The 15,711-nt window shown below is 46.1% G+C and carries 17 protein-coding genes, 2 pseudogenes and 1 CRISPR repeat array; of the genes and pseudogenes, 4 read left to right on the forward strand and 15 right to left on the reverse strand.

Going from position 1 to position 15,711, the window contains the following annotated elements:
• Positions 1–418: 418 nt before the first annotated feature.
• The 10 genes and pseudogenes from mrdA to Q0117_RS09445 all read right to left on the reverse strand — a co-directional run bounded on the left by mrdA (position 419) and on the right by Q0117_RS09445 (position 7,279).
• Positions 419–2,239, reverse strand: coding sequence for a penicillin-binding protein 2 (gene mrdA / locus Q0117_RS09400; protein WP_297925087.1), 1,821 nt, complete (start codon positions 2,237–2,239; stop codon positions 419–421).
• A complete protein-coding gene (locus tag Q0117_RS09405; protein WP_297925094.1) occupies positions 2,236–2,724 on the reverse strand; it encodes a hypothetical protein in 489 nt (162 codons plus the stop codon). Before Q0117_RS09405 ends, mrdA begins: the two co-directional genes overlap by 4 nt.
• Positions 2,691–3,530, reverse strand: a complete 840-nt coding sequence (locus Q0117_RS09410) for a GNAT family N-acetyltransferase (protein ID WP_366807802.1) — start codon at positions 3,528–3,530, stop codon at positions 2,691–2,693. Before Q0117_RS09410 ends, Q0117_RS09405 begins: the two co-directional genes overlap by 34 nt.
• Positions 3,531–3,642: 112 nt before the next feature.
• Positions 3,643–4,005 (reverse strand): annotated as a pseudogene (locus Q0117_RS10685) (YihA family ribosome biogenesis GTP-binding protein); the annotation flags it as partial.
• A gap of 294 nt (positions 4,006–4,299) precedes the next feature.
• Positions 4,300–4,542, reverse strand: a pseudogene (locus Q0117_RS10690) (GTPase); the annotation flags it as partial.
• Positions 4,539–5,054, reverse strand: coding sequence for a lipopolysaccharide transport periplasmic protein LptA (lptA, locus tag Q0117_RS09425; RefSeq protein ID WP_297925140.1), 516 nt, complete (start codon positions 5,052–5,054; stop codon positions 4,539–4,541). The pseudogene Q0117_RS10690 and the gene lptA, both read right to left, overlap by 4 nt.
• A complete protein-coding gene (gene lptC / locus Q0117_RS09430; protein ID WP_291937575.1) occupies positions 5,018–5,551 on the reverse strand; it encodes an LPS export ABC transporter periplasmic protein LptC in 534 nt (177 codons plus the stop codon). Before lptC ends, lptA begins: the two co-directional genes overlap by 37 nt.
• Before the next feature lie 67 nt (positions 5,552–5,618).
• Positions 5,619–6,107, reverse strand: a complete 489-nt coding sequence (locus Q0117_RS09435) for an HAD-IIIA family hydrolase (RefSeq protein WP_297925164.1) — start codon at positions 6,105–6,107, stop codon at positions 5,619–5,621.
• 85 nt (positions 6,108–6,192) lie between these two features.
• On the reverse strand, positions 6,193–7,140 hold the full coding sequence (locus Q0117_RS09440; RefSeq protein WP_297925176.1) for a substrate-binding domain-containing protein: 948 nt from the start codon (positions 7,138–7,140) through the stop codon (positions 6,193–6,195).
• Between the two features lies 1 nt (position 7,141).
• Positions 7,142–7,279, reverse strand: a complete 138-nt coding sequence (locus Q0117_RS09445) for a hypothetical protein (RefSeq protein ID WP_297925184.1) — start codon at positions 7,277–7,279, stop codon at positions 7,142–7,144.
• A 252-nt stretch (positions 7,280–7,531) separates the two neighbouring features.
• Here Q0117_RS09445 and Q0117_RS09450 point away from each other — a divergent pair, with 252 nt between their 5' ends.
• Positions 7,532–7,726 (forward strand): hypothetical protein, encoded by a 195-nt coding sequence (locus Q0117_RS09450; RefSeq protein ID WP_297925197.1) that lies wholly within the window; start codon positions 7,532–7,534, stop codon positions 7,724–7,726.
• Positions 7,727–7,968: 242 nt separating this feature from the next.
• Here Q0117_RS09450 and hisB read toward each other — a convergent pair whose 3' ends face one another.
• Both hisB and dsbD read right to left on the reverse strand, forming a co-directional pair.
• Positions 7,969–8,547 carry an imidazoleglycerol-phosphate dehydratase HisB gene (hisB, locus tag Q0117_RS09455; RefSeq protein WP_297925210.1) on the reverse strand — a complete coding sequence of 193 codons (579 nt, stop codon included), beginning with the start codon at positions 8,545–8,547 and terminating at the stop codon, positions 7,969–7,971.
• A 48-nt stretch (positions 8,548–8,595) separates the two neighbouring features.
• Complete coding sequence (dsbD, locus tag Q0117_RS09460) at positions 8,596–10,566, reverse strand: protein-disulfide reductase DsbD (RefSeq protein ID WP_297925246.1); 1,971 nt, start codon at positions 10,564–10,566, stop codon at positions 8,596–8,598.
• Positions 10,567–10,674: 108 nt separating this feature from the next.
• On the opposite strand from dsbD, the gene ppk2 reads away from it, so the two are divergent.
• From ppk2 to Q0117_RS09475, 3 genes are all read left to right on the forward strand, one after another.
• Positions 10,675–11,577 carry a polyphosphate kinase 2 gene (gene ppk2, locus Q0117_RS09465; RefSeq protein ID WP_297881392.1) on the forward strand — a complete coding sequence of 301 codons (903 nt, stop codon included), beginning with the start codon at positions 10,675–10,677 and terminating at the stop codon, positions 11,575–11,577.
• Between the two features lie 702 nt (positions 11,578–12,279).
• Positions 12,280–12,525: a helix-turn-helix transcriptional regulator gene (locus Q0117_RS09470; RefSeq protein ID WP_040303199.1), complete on the forward strand. Its 246-nt coding sequence runs from the start codon at positions 12,280–12,282 to the stop codon at positions 12,523–12,525.
• 1 nt (position 12,526) lies between these two features.
• Complete coding sequence (locus tag Q0117_RS09475; protein WP_005869088.1) at positions 12,527–12,661, forward strand: hypothetical protein; 135 nt, start codon at positions 12,527–12,529, stop codon at positions 12,659–12,661.
• A gap of 635 nt (positions 12,662–13,296) precedes the next feature.
• Positions 13,297–13,523: a CRISPR direct-repeat array (repeat unit 30 nt; unit sequence GTTTCAATTCCCAACGGGATGGAATTCTAC).
• Between the two features lie 386 nt (positions 13,524–13,909).
• On the opposite strand, the gene cas1 is transcribed toward Q0117_RS09475, so the two are convergent.
• The 3 genes from cas1 to Q0117_RS09490 are packed head-to-tail and all read right to left on the reverse strand — an operon-like array spanning position 13,910 to position 15,709.
• A complete protein-coding gene (gene cas1, locus Q0117_RS09480; protein WP_297925284.1) occupies positions 13,910–14,908 on the reverse strand; it encodes a CRISPR-associated endonuclease Cas1 in 999 nt (332 codons plus the stop codon).
• Positions 14,909–14,924: 16 nt separating this feature from the next.
• Positions 14,925–15,203, reverse strand: coding sequence for a CRISPR-associated endonuclease Cas2 (gene cas2, locus Q0117_RS09485; protein ID WP_297925287.1), 279 nt, complete (start codon positions 15,201–15,203; stop codon positions 14,925–14,927).
• Positions 15,204–15,211: 8 nt separating this feature from the next.
• Complete coding sequence (locus Q0117_RS09490) at positions 15,212–15,709, reverse strand: Dna2/Cas4 domain-containing protein (protein WP_297925291.1); 498 nt, start codon at positions 15,707–15,709, stop codon at positions 15,212–15,214.
• Between the last annotated feature and the right edge of the window lie 2 nt (positions 15,710–15,711).

Consider the following 15,711-nt stretch of genomic DNA (forward strand, 5'->3'; position numbering starts at 1 on the left):
ATAATATCATATTTCTTAATATCCTCTTTAGAAATATATTCCGCAATAAACGCCATTCTCCACTCCTTAAAATTTAATTCTCGGATTATACTACGATATATTTATATCCGCCTATGCGCTAATATATAATGTATTTAAAATTTAAAACTGCTTTGATCTACTCAATTTTAAGGTCTTTTGCCGCTCTAAATTTTAAAATTTCAAGTCTGCAAAGGACGGGTAAAATTCTAAATTTCAAAGTCTCCGCGCTGCGCTAAATTTTAAAATTTTAAGCAGACAAAGGCGAGATAGAATTCTATCTCCTCCAAGTTTCATAAAATTTTAAAATTCCGTATCGATGCTCCAAGCTAAATTTTAAAATTCCAAGCCCGCGAAGGAAAGGCGGAATTCTAAAATTTTATAATTTTAAAATTCCGCTCTACTTCGTCTTCTTTGCGCTGTCTTTACTGGCCGTTGCGTTGGCGTCGATGTAGCCCATCTGAGCGAGTTTTTCGTAGATTTGCATTATCACTGGTCCTGCCGCGCTTCCGCCTCCGCCGCCGTGTTCTACGAGCACGGTTACGGCGTATTGCGGCTTATCGTACGGCCCGAAGCTCGTCATCCAGGCGTGCGAGCGGTGGAAGTAGTCCATATCGGCCTCTTTCATTCGCTTTTTGGTGGTCTGCGAGATGCCTACGACCTGCGCGGTTCCCGTCTTGACCGCTAGAGGCACTACTGCGGTATGGATGAGCTTGTAGGCGGTGCCTCCGTCGGGGTTATTGCCGACCTCATACATCCCGCGTCGCACGAGGGGCAGCTGCGCCTTTTCTTTCGGCGTGAAAAGCTCCGTAGGGGCAAATTCCACCGGCTTGCCGTCGATGCTTTTTAAAAAATGCGGCGTGATAGCCTTGCCCGAGGCGATCTGCGCGGTGTTTTTAGCCACCTGCATAGGGGTGACGAGCACATCGCCTTGACCGATCGAAGCATTGACCGTCTCGCCCTGATACCACGCGCGCTTAAATTTCTGCATTTTCCAGGCCTTATTAGGCATCGTGCCTACAAACTCATTGGGCAGATCGACGCCTGTTTTACTACCGAAACCCAGACGCTGCAGATACGCGGACATATAGTCGATCCCCACCAGCAGCGAGCCTTCGTAAAAATACACATCGCAGCTGCCTTTAATCGCCTCTACTAGGCTCACGCGGCCGTGACCCCAGCTCTTCCAGCAGCGAAATTTACGCCCTCCAAGCTCTATCGCACCGCTGCAAAACACGCTCCAGTTCTCGTTGATCTTGCCGCTGTTTAAAAAGCTCATTCCCACTGCCATTTTAATTACGGAGCCCGGCGGATAGAGACCGTTTACGAGCTTATTCGTAAACGGATGGCGCGGATCTTTTATCAGCTCGTCCCACTGCGCCTGTGAAATTCCGCCCACGAAGGTGTTTAGATCGTACTCGGGGAAGCTGCCCGCCGCGATGATAGCGCCGTCGCGCAGATCCATCACGATCGCTACGCCGTCCTTGTCTTTAAAAATTTCCTCGAGGTATTTTTGCAGCTCAAGATCGATGGTAAGCGAAATTTCGCTGCTGCTGGGCTCTTGCATCGAGATCTCCTCTACGACCTGATTTAGCGCCGTAACTTTCGTCTTGCGCTCGCCCTTGCTACCCTGCAAAAGCTCGTTATAATACCCCTCGACGCCGCTTCTGCCGTTGTATCCGGTAAGCGCGCTTAGGGGGTTGTTTTGGATATCTTTTTTATTGGCGCGGCCGACGTAGCCGATGATGTGCGAAGCAAGCGCGCCGTAAGGATAGAAGCGCTGCGAAGCGGGCGAAATTTTGATGTTTTCGTGCAGGCTTAAGCTCGCGAAATGCTGTATCGTGGCGTTGTAGTCCAAAAACGGCACGACTTCGATAAAATCTTGATTATAAGCGGAATTCGCGTCCTTGTAGCTCTTGCTCATCGCGGTGACGTTGAGATCTTTGAAATAGCGCGAGATGTTATTTAGCTCGCTTTGCAGCGCGGCGTCTTTTAGATGCGGCGCGATGGATAGAGAAAAGCCGAGATTATTTATCGCGAGCGGGCGGCCTTTGGCATCTAAAATTTGACCGCGCACCGGCGGGATGTATTCGGTAGAGATGACATTGTTTTTAGCGACCTGCTCGTAGAATTCGTTCGATTTGATCGAAAGATAATAAATTCTAACCAAAAGCATGCTGAAAAATAGTATTACAAATACGAATACGAACTTTAGCCTCATACCAACCGCCCCTTAAAAAAGAGCAAAGCGAGCAAAATTTCGATCACGATATAATTTAAATACTCGCTGCTTAGGGGCAGATACTCGCTCTTTTTGATCGCCGAGATCGCGTTGCTCACCACAAAGACCAAAACATAGCTGATCATCACGTAAAAGCAGATCAAAAAATTTCTAAATTTAATATATTTAAATGAGTTTTCATAGATCACGAAATAAAATATACAATACGCGATAGCCACGCTAAATAGGTTAAATCCGTGTATCTGCTCGGCGCAAAACAGATAAAAAATAGAGAAAAACCAGGTAAAGCCGAACTTTTTAAATTTTACGTCGTTTTCATATTTTTGTACCACCATCGCCGTGAAAAAAAATCCAATCAGCGGCGGCAAGCCTCTATACACCGCACTTAGAAGCAGGTAGAAAAGAACCCCTGCGCTAAAAAGCGTGTCCGCTATAAGGTATAGATAAGTGCGATTTCGTTGCATACCGGAAACTTTTTGCATTTAATACAATCGGCCCAAATTTTTTGCGCGGGCAGCTCGTCCTTTGGGATTTCGGTAAAACCCAGCCGCTCAAAAAATTCTTTTTGATAGGTGAGCGTAAATACGCTTTTCAGCCCGTAAAATTTCGCTTCACCGAGCAGCTCGTTTACGATAGCTCTGGCAATGCCGCGCCTGCGAAACTGCGGAGCGACAATGAGCGAGCGCACCTCGGCAAGATCGGCGTTAAAAATTTTAAGCGAAGCAAAGCCCGCCAAAATTTCGGCTTCTTTTAAGCACCGCGATTCGTGGGGCTGCGAACATTCGGTTTGAAAAACGCTCGCCTCTTGCAAATATTTGCTCCGTAAAATTTGCTCTTTGCCGGCTTGTGCACACCCCGCCCCGGATACGGCTTGCAGCGCGCTATTTCGTGGCGCGCTATTTTGAGACGTATCTCGTTGCGCCGCGAAATTGCCCGCGGCATCTTCGGCGGAATTTTCAGAAGTAATTTCGGCAAAATTTTCGGCGGAGCTTTGGATTAAATTTAAATCGGCATTGCGCGCTAAATTTGAATCGGAATTCCTGGCTAAATTTAAGTCGGAATTTTCTTTAGAATCGAAACTCAAATTTTCCTTGGAATCAAAACTCCTATCCGCCTTATAATCGCAGCCGAACGCCAGCACATATGAGCGGATATTAGCAGCGATCTCATCGCTTTCAAGCGGCAAGATCACGCCGTTTTGCACCTCCTCTTTTACGAGCTCCTGCATACGCGAAATGTCGCAAAGGCGCGCCTTTTTCAGCCGTATCATCTAAAATTTTCCCTAATCTTTGCGCGATCTTGGCGGCGCATTTTATATCCTCTAAATTTAATTATTTTGAAATTCTGCACCGCAAAATTTAACGTATTTAAATTTAGAAATTTCATAATCCAAACGCCCTGCACACGATGATCTCGCGCGCTTTTTGCAGCCCGCCGCCCTTTAGCGTAGAGACTAAAACCGCCTGCGGATCGTGCCTCAAAAGCTTTGCGCGCTCGCTTTGATTGAGCTTGTCGGCTTTGGTGTAGAGCCTCACGACCTTTTGATCGCCGCGCAGAAAACTAGCGAGATAGTTTTGCAAATTTTTATCTATCGAAAGATCAAATTGCCTCGCGTCGATGAGATGGACGAAAAGCTTGATATTTAGGCGCTCTTTGATAAATTCGTCGAGATTTTTTTGCCAGATATAATGCAGTTTTTTGCAAACCTTGGCATACCCGAACCCGGGCAGATCCACGAAGATCAAAGAGATATTTTCACCCAAGCTCACAAGATCCGAAAAAGCGGAGTTGTCCGCTAAGCTTAGCGCGGATCTACCTGTAAAATTTAATTCGGGGCTTTGCGCGGAATTCGGCGCGAGACCTGCCGTAAGATCCGCCTCGCGATCCGATCCAAAATCCGCCGAAGCGCTTTTTAAATTTAAAACGAAATCCTGCTTTAAATTTCGCTCAGACGCCGCAGCGTCCGCGTGATCTTGCGCGCAATTTGCAGCCAAGCTTAAAGCCTCTTTGCTTGCTAGATCGGGCGATGTTTCATTTTGCGAGCCGTCCGAGTCTGTGGCAAGCTTTTGTTTAAATTTAACTTCAAAAAAATTTATCAGCTGCGTTCTGCCCGGCGTCGAGCTTGATTTGGCTAGATTTTTACGCCCGGTAAGCGCGTTTATCAGACTGCTTTTGCCGACGTTGGAACGCCCCAAAAACGCCACTTCGCTCATCGCAAACTCGGGCGCACCGCCGATATTTGCGGCGGAGGTGATAAACTGCGCGCTGCTAGGATAGATCATTTGTTTTGATCTTCGACCTGAAAGATCAGACGCACGGGCTTTTTCTCGCCGCCGCCGCTTTTTACTTCGTAGGTGCCCTTTTGGCGATTTACGATGATTTTATCGCCGTAAACCTCTTTTTTAGTCTCGGCTTCGTGCAGATAGGCGTTGTTTTCGAGCGTGTAGGCCTCGATGGTCGGATCGTAGGTCAGCACGCCGCCTCTGCCGTCGTAATGCTTTTGATTGAGCAAAATTTTAAAATTTGCATTTCCCGTCGCGACGTATTTGGTAGGCTGGCGCTTAGCGTCGAAATAGATCGTCACTTTGTCGGAATTTAGCGTATCGTAAGCGCCCTTTTTGATACGGACGTTGCCCGTCAGCACGCTGATCTGCTTGATCTCGTCGGCGAAAAAATTATCCGCCGTGACCTCGACCTGCTCCTGCGCGGCACCGAGAGCTGACGCGCTAAAGCTAGTAATTAGCGCGGCTGAAAGTATTAGTTTGTGGAGTTTTGATCTTTTATTAAATACCATGCGTGGATTCCTTTTGAGTTTGTTTGTTTGGTTTTGGTATCGTAGCTGATGCTTGCGCCCGTAATGCGGTCGCCGCCTTGGCGCAGCACGTATGGCACGTCGGAGCGGACGATCTTGCTGCTCGTATCGTAGATGATCTCCTGCGCCGTGTAATCAAAGCCTCTGCTATTTACATAGTGCGCATCGCCGTTAAATTTTATCAGCTCGCCGGCGCGCGTCGCGGTCTTTGAAACCAAAGTATGATTTAGATCCGCGCTAATCTCCTCGGCTTTGAAATTTACAAACTCGTCGCGATCCTTGTAGCGAGTGCCGCTATCTGCGGTAAATTTAGCATCCACGCGCTCGCCGATCTGATAATCGACGATCTTTTTCATCTCCATATTCGCAATGCTTAGATCCTGCCTAAACATATCGCTAAAATACGGCGTCTGCACGCTTAAAAACACCATCGCGACGCAAAAGATCGCAATCGCGACGTAGAAAATTTTTATCACCATCGCTCAGTCCTTCTTGATCTGCGCGGAATTTCGCCTCTCGCAGGCTCTCTCACGCGCGCTTGCGAAACTACAGCCATTTGCTATTCCACTCTTCGCGCATGCCGTTTTTATCGACGAGCGTTTCGATCATCTCGCGAACCGCGCCGCAGCCGCCGTTTTTGCTTAGCACGACGTCCGCTTTTAGCGAGCTTAGCGCATCGGCGGGCTTGAAGCTGATCGCGACTGCATTTAAAAGCTTCGCGTCGTTTATATCATCGCCGATCGCGGCGGCTTCATCGAAGCTTAGATTAAAATTTTTTAAAATTTGTTCCGCCCTTGAGAGCTTGTCTTTTTCGCCTTGAAATAGCGTATCGATCTTTAGCTCGCGCGCGCGGTTTGCGACGATTTGCGAGCTTTTGCCGGTGATGATCGCGACCTTTAGCCCCAGCCGCTGCCATTCCTGGATGCCGAATCCGTCTTTTACGTTAAATTTCTTCATCTCTTCGCCGCCGTTTGAATGATACAGCCCGCCGTCGCTAAGGCAGCCGTCTACGTCTAAAAATATGATCTTTATCACTTCGTTTCCGTTTTTTGAAATTTTGTGATTTTAACGAAATTTGGCTGAATTTTTGGCAAACGCCGTATAAATTTAAGCCGCGATCTTAGCCCTTAATCGGCACGTAGCCGCTATTTTCGATGATGCTTTGCCCCTGCGGCGAAAGGATCCAGTCTATCAAGATGCGAATATTTTCGTTTTTGTTATTTTCGTCGTAAACCGCGTAAATTTCGGCTACGAGCGGGTATTTGCGGCTAGCGATATTTTCTTTGTTCGGATACGCGCCGTTTAGGCTAAGCATCTTCACGCCGCCGTTTTGCACGATTCCCTCGACGTAATAGCGAAACGAAAAGCCGATCGCGCTACCGAAAAAGCCCGTGATCTTGCGCTTAGGTTGTATCTCGCCCATAAATTTCAAAAACGCGCTCTGGCTGCCGCTGCCCGCGTTTCGCTGCACGGCATCTATTCGCATTCGCTCGCCGCCGAGCTGCGACCAGTCGCTATATTGCCCGGAATAAATTCCTCGCACCTGATCCACGCTTAAGCTTGAAACTTTGTTATTTGCATTTACGATAAAGACGAACGCCTCCAGCCCGATCGGCACGAAGCGCAAGCGCGCGCCCTTTTCGCGCGCGTAATCAAGCTGCTGCTTTGAGGGGGCGGCGACAAAGATCAGATCCACCTCGCCGTCGCTTATGGCCTTGTATGCTCCGCGAGTGTTGCTAAATTTAAGCCTGCTAGCATCGGTAAAATTTCGCCCGTCAAATTCCACGCTTTCTTTGGGATAGTTTGCCGCGACGAATGCCGAAAACACGGGATATAGCGCCGCTGCGCCGTCGATTATCGGCAGATCGCCGCTAAGTTTTAAGCCGGAGCTGGCGCGCACGATCTGCGAGCCCTGCTCAAACGGCAGGAATTTATGCAGCTCGATCGATTTGGCCTGCATCTCGGCGCTGCTTTGATTTACGTATCGCTTCACGACGAGGCTGTAAAATGCAAAATCGAAAGCCGCCAAGCCAAGCAGCAGCAAAATGACGATAGATGTGCGCTTCATCTTAGTTGCCGTTCGCGATATAGGAGATGATCGAACATTTGCTCTGCAGATACAGCGCCGCTGCGGTTAGTGCGCAAACGCTGATCGCCCAAGCCGTAAATATTACGGCGATCGTTTTTTGAAAAATTTCATCGCTCATTTTGTGCCTCACATATGCGCAAGCGCGCTATTAAGCAGCCATAAAAAGCCCATTAGGACAGCTAAAAAAGTTATGAACGAAAATGCAGAAAGAATCAGCAAATTTCTAATTCTTCTACGGCACTCAGCCGTGCTTTTAGCAGATCTAATAAATTTTACTAAACTTACAATTAGCCAAATGAGCGAAACTACCGGTAGCCCGGTAAAAACCAAGATAAGTATAGAAAAAGGATCGAATAGCCACTGAGAATATATGAGTGGAGCAAAAGCGCATGCAAACACAACCGTCGAAATAATTAGAAATTTTTTATCTCTTTTATGGCGCTCCGGCTCGTTTTTTGATCTGATAAATTTAATCAAACACACTATGAGCCAAACAAAGCAGATCAAAAAGAGCACATTTAAAATCTCCATAAGCGATCCGAAAATATTCATCTTTTACCTTTAAATTTTTAATGTACAAAGCGGCATTTTAGAGCTCCGGCAGTGCGAAATTTCATATAGCATAGTTCGCGGTTTTCGCGGCGGGCGCAAATGCACCGCCAGCGGTCTTAATAAAGCGGCGCGCTTTGCCAGAGCAATGGCGAAATTTTGCAAATTTCAAGCGGCGGCGAAAGTAAAATTTCAAACGCCGATAAAATTTCAAAACCGCGAATTGCTAATTTTGCTAAATTTAGCGCGCATTTACCGCTATAAAACGCCCTTCGTGCTAGGCACGCCAGCGCGCTCGTTGATGCTTATTGCGCGACGAAATGCGACGGCGAACGCCTTAAACGCGGCTTCTGCGACGTGATGCAGATTTTCGCCTCGGATCTGGCTTATATGCAGCGTTAAATTTGCGTTAAAAGCCAGAGCGCGGAAAAACTCCTCCACGAGCTCAGCGTCGAATTCGCCGATCTTACCGCGCTTCAGGCTCGGGCAATCAAATACCAAAAACGCACGGTTGGAAAAATCAAGCGCGGCGCTTACGGCGGCTTCGTCCATCACGACGACGCTATCGCCGAAGCGCTCGATGTTTTGCGCGGGATAGATCGCATCTTTGATCGCGCTTCCGAGCACGATGCCGCAGTCCTCGACGCTGTGGTGAAAATCAACCTGCAAATCGCCCTCGCAGCGCAGGTTCAGATCGATCCACGCGTGCTTGGCAAACGCGCTAAGCATATGATCGAAAAAACCGATGCCCGTTTGTATCTGCGCCTCGCCGCGCCCGTAAAGCTCAAGCTCAAGCTCGATTTTAGTCTCTTTCGTAGCCCTATTTTTGCTTATCATCGCGCAATCCTTAAAACTAAATTTTGTTTGAAATCTATCTAAATTTCACTAAATTTCGGTTAAAATTTCGGCCAGCTTTTCGGAATTTACGCTGCCGATCTGGCGCAAGTTCGCAATCTCGGCGCCCTCTTTAAAAAACAGAATCGTAGGCGGGCCGAATACGTTGAAATGAGCTTTTATCGCTCTGTTTTGCTCGCTATCTTCGCTAAGATCGATCTTTAAAAGGCTAAATTTATCTAGCGCGCCGGCAAGAGCTGGGTCTGCGAACGCTCGCTCGCTCTGCTCGCAATTTTTACACCAGCTAGCCCAAAAATCCACTATCACGGGCTTTTTGGAATTTTCTATTTTGCCGCGCAGCTGCGCCAGATCGTGCACAAACGAAAAATGCGCGCCGCCAAAATTTTGAGCGCTAGAAATTTCGCCTGCCTGCAAGCTCTCGCCGCCGGGGCCGCCGCTGGAATATCTCGTACTTTGCGGGATTAGATTACCAAGCGGTCTGGAAAAATCTTTCGCGCCGCTGGCAAAGCCCGCGAGCAGCAGCGCCGAATATAGCGCGATTATAAGAGCCAAAGCGCGCTTGATACCGCTCGCGCTGCCGTCAAACAGCCCCAAAAATCCTGCAAAGATCGCGCCTAAAACCGCATAAATAAGCAGGCTTAAATTTTCGCCGATGAGCGTGCGCGAAATCCACACCGCCGTAAAAAGCAGCAAAAAGCCGAAAATTTTAGGCACCGCCTCCATCCAAGCTCCGGGCCTAGGCAGTGCTCCGCCGAGCCCCACCACAAGCAGTAGCGCGCCGCTTCCGAGCCCCAGCGCAAAAAGAGCCGCCGCACCCAGCAGAACGTCGCCGCTGCCCGCGATGTAAACAAGCGCGCCCGCAAGCGGAGCGGAGATGCACGGCGATACGACGAGCGCCGAGATAAGCCCCATCGAAAAAACTCCGATCAAGCCGCCAGCATTTTCGCTTTTGCTATTTAAGAAGCTTTGGAAGCGCGCAGGCAGGCGGATCTCATAAAATCCGAACATCGAAAGCGCGAGCGCGGCGAATATGAGCGAGGTTAGGATCAGCGCGGGCGGAGTTTGCAGCAGGCCCTGTAAATTTTGCCCGAAAACCGCTACGAAAGCTCCTAAAATCGCATACGAACTCGCCATCCCGAAAATATACGCGAGGCTTACGGCGAGGCTTTTTTTTGCGCTCGGCTTCGAGGAAGTTTTCGCCACGATGATCGACGAGAGGATCGGGATGAGCGGATAGACGCAAGGACTTAGCGAGAGCAGCACGCCGTAGCCGAAAAACAGCGCGATCGCGGCGATGAAGCTCTTGCCGCTAAGAACGTTTAAAATTTTATCCTGCTCGGAGATGGAATTTGCGTGCGGATTTTTGTGCGCGGAAGTTTGATGGGAATTTACAGCAGCGTTTTCAGCCGAGCTTACCGCGGAATTTCCAGCCGCGTGCGAGTCCGCCACAGAATCTGTCTCTGCGCCCGCTGCTGCAGTATTGCTTTTAAAATTTACAGCCCCGCTCTGCGCGCTGTACGTGTCAGAAATATGCGCGAAATTTACGCCGCTTCGGTATCTTTTCAGCTCGGAGTTTGAAATTTTACCGATCTCATAGCCCTCCGCCGCGCGCTTGAAGCTAAAGCCGAACTGCTGCGGCTGGTAGCAAAAGCCCGACTTCGTGCAGCCCAAAAAATCGCCGTTAAGTACGAAATTATCGCTGTTCGCGGCATTTGCGAGCACGAGGCCTAAAGGCACGACGATGCTAAATTTGCCCTCGTAAATTTTATAATCCTTGTATTCGGTCGCGGCGGGCAAATTTATTAAATTCGTCACCTCCGCGCCGTCAGTGAAAATTTTTATCTCGTTTTGATAGAGATAGATTCCGTCTGCAACATCGAAGCTTAGCGTTACGCTATCGCTCTGCGCCGTCGCGTTAAGCTTGAACGCATCGGAAGGTTTTAAGGGCTCGGCACCTAAACCCAAGAGAAAAAATGCCGTCAAAATCAGCGATCTGATCAAATTTTATCCTTTGAAATTTTTTCCTACATTCTAACGTAATAAGTATGAATTTATAGTGTAATCTAAAGAACTTTTTTGTAAAATTCCTTAAAATTTTTAGGAGGCGATATGAGCAAAGAGATCAAAACCGAAACGGGCGAAATAGCACTGAAAGAGATAGAATTTAAAAGCTCAAAGTATGAAAAAATCTCGTTCAAAGACTACGAAACGCTGCTTGAGAGATACCAGATCGAGCTTTTGAAGCTGCAAAAATTCGTAAAAGAAAAGGGATTAAAAATTTTGATTTTGATGGAGGGGCGCGACGCGGCGGGCAAAGGCGGCACGATCAAGCGCTTAACCGAGCACCTAAATCCACGCGGATGCCGCATCGTAGCGCTCGAAAAGCCGAGCAACGTAGAAAAGACGCAGTGGTACTTCCAGCGCTACGTCGCGCACCTACCCAGCGGCGGCGAGATCACGATATTTGACCGCAGCTGGTATAACCGCGCGATGGTCGAGCCGGTGATGGGCTTTTGCACTCACGCCGAGCATAAAGATTTCCTGCGCCAAGTGCCTAAATTTGAGGAGCTTTTGGTAAGTGCGGGGATAATTTTGTTTAAATTTTACTTCTCAGTCTCCAAAGAGGAGCAAAAAAGGCGCTTTGAATCGCGCCGTACCGACCCGCTGAAGCAATATAAACTCTCGCCGGTGGATGCGAGATCGCAGGAGCTGTGGAATCAATACACGCTCGCAAAATACTCGATGCTGCTCGCTTCAAATACCGAGTTTGCGCCGTGGACGATCCTTGATAGCAACGACAAAAAGATCGCGCGGCTAAACGCCTTCCGCTGCATACTCTCGCGCATAGACTATCCCGAAAAGATCGACGCGAAGGAGCTTGCAGTGGATCCAAACCTCGTGCGAAACGGCACCAGGGAGATAGTCCTAATGGAGGATAGCCAAAAAAGCGAGGCTTGGCGCAAGCTGGAAAGCCCCTCCCGCAAGAACAAGAAGGATAAGAAAAAGGGTTAAATCTTGCCAATGAAGATTACTCGCTAAGAATTGCCATGGAGGCTTGCTTAGGAATTGCCTCATTAGGGATTATTTCCTAATATATAGAAACGCATTAAATTCTATGATTATGGACCTCAAGATTCTTTGAAATTCTATCTAATGGGATGGAATTCTACACAACGCCACGGGCTACGTGATGAAGTATATCACGTTTCAATTCCTAGTGGAATAGAATTCTACCTCGTCGCTTGCTTTTCTCTGCGGCTGTCGCCCATAGTTTCAATTCCCAACGGGAATTGAAATGCGAAACTCACATATCCCGCATTCACCGCCTTTCCGTAGAATTCTACTCCACTAGGAATTGAAACGCTCTTTGTACCGGATATGGCTCGGCATAGGGTAAAATTCCATCTTGTTTGTAATTGCTACCAGAACCGATCAAAAAATCAAACCCCAAAAGCTTCGATTATAAAATTTCATATATCCCGGTTTAAAAATTTAATGTGCCGTTCTATAAGATGCCTGTTTGCGTGGGCCGGTTCATCTTTACAGCATAATATGCAAAATTTTATAAAATTTTATGTTTATTTTATGCAGTATTCTGTATAATTCACACGGATAAACGAAGTGTTTTGCTATTTTTACTTATGAATGACACGATTTTTATTCATTTTATACGATTTTATGTATAATTAACGAATAAATTTGTATAATTTTCATATGTTAGAAACGAGCGATATATTCAACATTTTGCACAATGCCGTCGAAGCCAAAAACAACGGCAAAAAGATCTCGCACGCCGCGATGGCGCAGAGGTTAGGCGTGTCGATGCGGACGTATCAGGACTGGCGCTTGGGCACGACCAAGCCGCAGGCCGCGACCGCGATATGCCAGATGTTGTGCGAGCTCGATAGCGACGACGCTGCGTTTGTGCTGCATAAGATAAAAAAACTTATAGGAGAGTAGAGTGCAAAACATTACTTTGCAAGAAAAGCTGGATCTACAGGGCGTCTTTCGCGTGATTTATGAGAAAAAAGAGTCGAAATTCGCGATCTTTTACAAGGCGCTTTTGAAGAAATTTTTTAAAAATTTTAAAAAATAACTGGCGGAGGCATTTATTTATTATACTTTATGTGGCAAAGGCGGTAGTATCCATTAAATTTAGATGATTTTTCCTTATTTATGACGACTATGCCGATATTCTTTGTTTTGCAGTTTCAAAGGTTGTTGCCAAATTCTTACTTTATAAAATTCTTTCCATCTTTCTGCCTCTTTGGCATCATCTAATTTAATTTTAAATTCTAACTTTGACACATGATCTTAAATTTGTAGCGTAAATTTAATTGAAATTAATGCGGAATTCTTACTTTAACTTAGCTTTTAAGATCCCTAGCGTGCATTTTTACAAATATTTTGAATTTGCTATTAAATGAGTTGCATTTAAATCTATTTATATTATGGCAAATATACAGTTCGTTAAAATTTTAATTTGTGAGTAACTCCAGAATTTCATTCGTAACCTATAAATTTAATATATTTGGTGGCAAATTGAAACCGAATGAAATTTCACATAAGTGCCCCATGCTGTATCCTATCCCAGCCACAACTAATCTTTTTAAATTTTATAGCGAGATGAGAATTCTATCCATTTCCGCCGTAAAAGTCGCATCGCGTAGATCCGTTTTGATTTAAATAAGATGAATTCCTACGCGAATCGTGCAATAAGCCTATTTATGCGTTTCAATTCCCAAAGGATAGAATAATTATTCTACATTCCTGCGGGACGCTATAAATGCAGTGGCAGAAGTTTCAATTCCCAACGGGATGGAATTCTACGCTCATGTCTTTCCAAGCGGTGCGGAATATTTTAGTTTCAATTCCCAACGGGATGGAATTCTACGAGGAGCGCGCTTTTCTCTGCTCCCTTGTCAATTGTTTCAATTCCCAACGGGATGGAATTCTACAGCACGAATTTTTCCATTTTCCTAGGTAGAAAGTGTTAGGAGTATATATTTTTATGCCTTAAAATAGACTAAATTTAAAAAAGCGCTGATTGCTCAATGCCCAAAATTAGGCATTTCAGAATCTTAAAAGCAACTTTATCGCTATCTATATGTATCGTGAGTGCAAATGTTAAAATCTAAATATAAAGATATTCAAAAATCGAAGTGTGAATAATAAAAAGCTGAAATTTTAAAAACATATGTGTTTTTAAAGCCAATTCGTTCGCCGTTCCGTGCTTCAGATCAAATTTATTTCAAAAGCACATGCATCTTAAGAGGGCACAATCTATAGGCGTAAGTGATTCTAGTCAAAATTTTAAAAGCACGAATGAGCTTAAAACCCCAGCCTACCGCCATACCAGCCCCTCGTAAGGCACGCCTTCACAGACGTATTTTTTAATCTGATTTGCCTCGCGACGGATGATTTGACGCCAGGTTAGGTTCTGTCCCGCTACATTTGCGCAAGATGATAGTTTCTCGATCATTTTTAGCTCGATCTTTTGCACCGCTTCTCGACCGAATCGAATACGCCCCGCGTCCGTTTCAAAATCTTTTGCCGTAATCTCGCGCTTGTTTAACATTCCAAAAATTAATCTATCGCCTAAAATAGGCTTAAAAATCTCTGCAAGATCTAGATGCAGACTTAGCGCACGGTAGTTTGGCTCGTGTAAAAAGCCGATGCGCGGATCAAGCTCGGTTTTGTAAATTTCGCTGAGGCAGACGCTATAAATACGCGTATTTACATAGCTAATGAGGGCATTAATTTTATCTGCCGGCGGGCGTTTGGAGCGCGTCGTAAATTTAAAACTGCGCTGATCCTCGATGATTTCGTTCCAGGCCGCGAAATACTGCTTGGCAAAGCCGCCTTCCACCGCCATTACCGCTGCTATGTCGCAGGCGCGCGCTAGAGCATCCAGATGCGGCGCAGTATCGAGCGAGACGCCGTAAGCCTTGTAATTAATGGCTGCATTTAAGATGCGAGCGCGAGTAATCTCGCGAGTGATAAAAAGGCGCTTAGAAAGATCATCAAAAGCCCGCAGCTGCGCCAAAAGTACAAAGCCGCTTTTGTTTACAGAATTTGAAGTATTCGGGAAAAAACTGCCGCGGAAGCTCTGATAGGCGCTAAAAATATGCAACAAAATGTTATTATCAGCCAAAAACGCCATAGCATAAGTGTCAAGCTCTACCCGCGCCAAAATATAAATTTCATCAATTGCGTTAATCGGCAAAATTTTACTAGCTAAAATTCCGCCCTCGTCGTTAAATTTATCGAAATATAGATTATTATCTTTGCGGCGCAATCGGCCGGAGCTCAAAATAAAATGCGTGCGATCCGATTTTTGCATACTTTATCCTTAAATTTTAGCTGAAAATCGCTTCGTTTTTATCGCGTCCGATGACTAGGCGCTGTGAATATTTGAGTGAATTAAAAGTATAAATTACCACCGAATCAAGCCTATTAGAACATTCTTTTTGCAAAATCGTCATTAATTTTTTAAGATCGCTCGCTCTGATTTCACCCTCAAAAACGCTGAATTGCACGCGAGGCAGAAACTTCTCGACCGCCTTGCGGACGCGCGCAGCGTTATTTTTCTCCTTTTCGTCGCTGCTTGAAATATCGTAAAATAAAATAGCATACATTCTATCTCCTAAATGCAATAATCACGATAAGCGCAACTCTCGCAAATCTTTTGCGGGCTAAATTTAGGCGGCTTTGGCTCGTTTACAAGGGCGGCGATGCTGTTTAGAATTGTTTCGATTTTAGTGAAATTTTCGGCATTATCCTCAATGGCTATGACGGTTTTGCCGCTAATTAGCTTGCCTTTCACCTCTCTTAAATTTAAGCCCGTTTTTAAAAGATAGATATAAAAAAGCAGCTGCATCTTGCCTGCTTCTGGATTTTTTAGGCTCTTTTTATATTCGGTGATGAGATAATGTCTGCGCTGCTTGGAAAGCTTATCAAATTTCAAATTTGAAAATGCGAATTCCTGCAAACCGTTCTCTTTGATATCCGCTAGCGCCTTGCCCATCAGCACGTTTTTATCTTCCTGATTGGCGTGAATATTGTGTGCGTAAAGCCACGCTTCGCGCTTACAGGTGACGTAATAATTCACAAGCGTGCCGGTGATTTGGTCTTTGCAAAACATTA

It is taken from the genome of uncultured Campylobacter sp., assembly GCF_937997535.1.
GTDB lineage: Bacteria > Campylobacterota > Campylobacteria > Campylobacterales > Campylobacteraceae > Campylobacter_B.

What these genes read in the sequence shown, in the direction of transcription:
- Q0117_RS09450 (WP_297925197.1), top strand. Translation starts at nt 7,532, where the DNA reads ATGAGTGGAGCAAAAGCGCATGCAAACACAACCGTCGAAATAATTAGA.
- cas2 (WP_297925287.1), bottom strand. Translation starts at nt 15,203, where the DNA reads ATGTATGCTATTTTATTTTACGATATTTCAAGCAGCGACGAAAAGGAG.
- mrdA (WP_297925087.1), bottom strand. Translation starts at nt 2,239, where the DNA reads ATGAGGCTAAAGTTCGTATTCGTATTTGTAATACTATTTTTCAGCATG.
- Q0117_RS09405 (WP_297925094.1), bottom strand. Translation starts at nt 2,724, where the DNA reads ATGCAACGAAATCGCACTTATCTATACCTTATAGCGGACACGCTTTTT.
- lptC (WP_291937575.1), bottom strand. Translation starts at nt 5,551, where the DNA reads ATGGTGATAAAAATTTTCTACGTCGCGATTGCGATCTTTTGCGTCGCG.
- Q0117_RS09470 (WP_040303199.1), top strand. Translation starts at nt 12,280, where the DNA reads ATGTTAGAAACGAGCGATATATTCAACATTTTGCACAATGCCGTCGAA.
- cas1 (WP_297925284.1), bottom strand. Translation starts at nt 14,908, where the DNA reads ATGCAAAAATCGGATCGCACGCATTTTATTTTGAGCTCCGGCCGATTG.
- hisB (WP_297925210.1), bottom strand. Translation starts at nt 8,547, where the DNA reads ATGATAAGCAAAAATAGGGCTACGAAAGAGACTAAAATCGAGCTTGAG.
- lptA (WP_297925140.1), bottom strand. Translation starts at nt 5,054, where the DNA reads ATGGTATTTAATAAAAGATCAAAACTCCACAAACTAATACTTTCAGCC.
- Q0117_RS09440 (WP_297925176.1), bottom strand. Translation starts at nt 7,140, where the DNA reads ATGAAGCGCACATCTATCGTCATTTTGCTGCTGCTTGGCTTGGCGGCT.
- ppk2 (WP_297881392.1), top strand. Translation starts at nt 10,675, where the DNA reads ATGAGCAAAGAGATCAAAACCGAAACGGGCGAAATAGCACTGAAAGAG.
- Q0117_RS09445 (WP_297925184.1), bottom strand. Translation starts at nt 7,279, where the DNA reads ATGAGCGATGAAATTTTTCAAAAAACGATCGCCGTAATATTTACGGCT.
- Q0117_RS09410 (WP_366807802.1), bottom strand. Translation starts at nt 3,530, where the DNA reads ATGATACGGCTGAAAAAGGCGCGCCTTTGCGACATTTCGCGTATGCAG.
- Q0117_RS09490 (WP_297925291.1), bottom strand. Translation starts at nt 15,709, where the DNA reads ATGTTTTGCAAAGACCAAATCACCGGCACGCTTGTGAATTATTACGTC.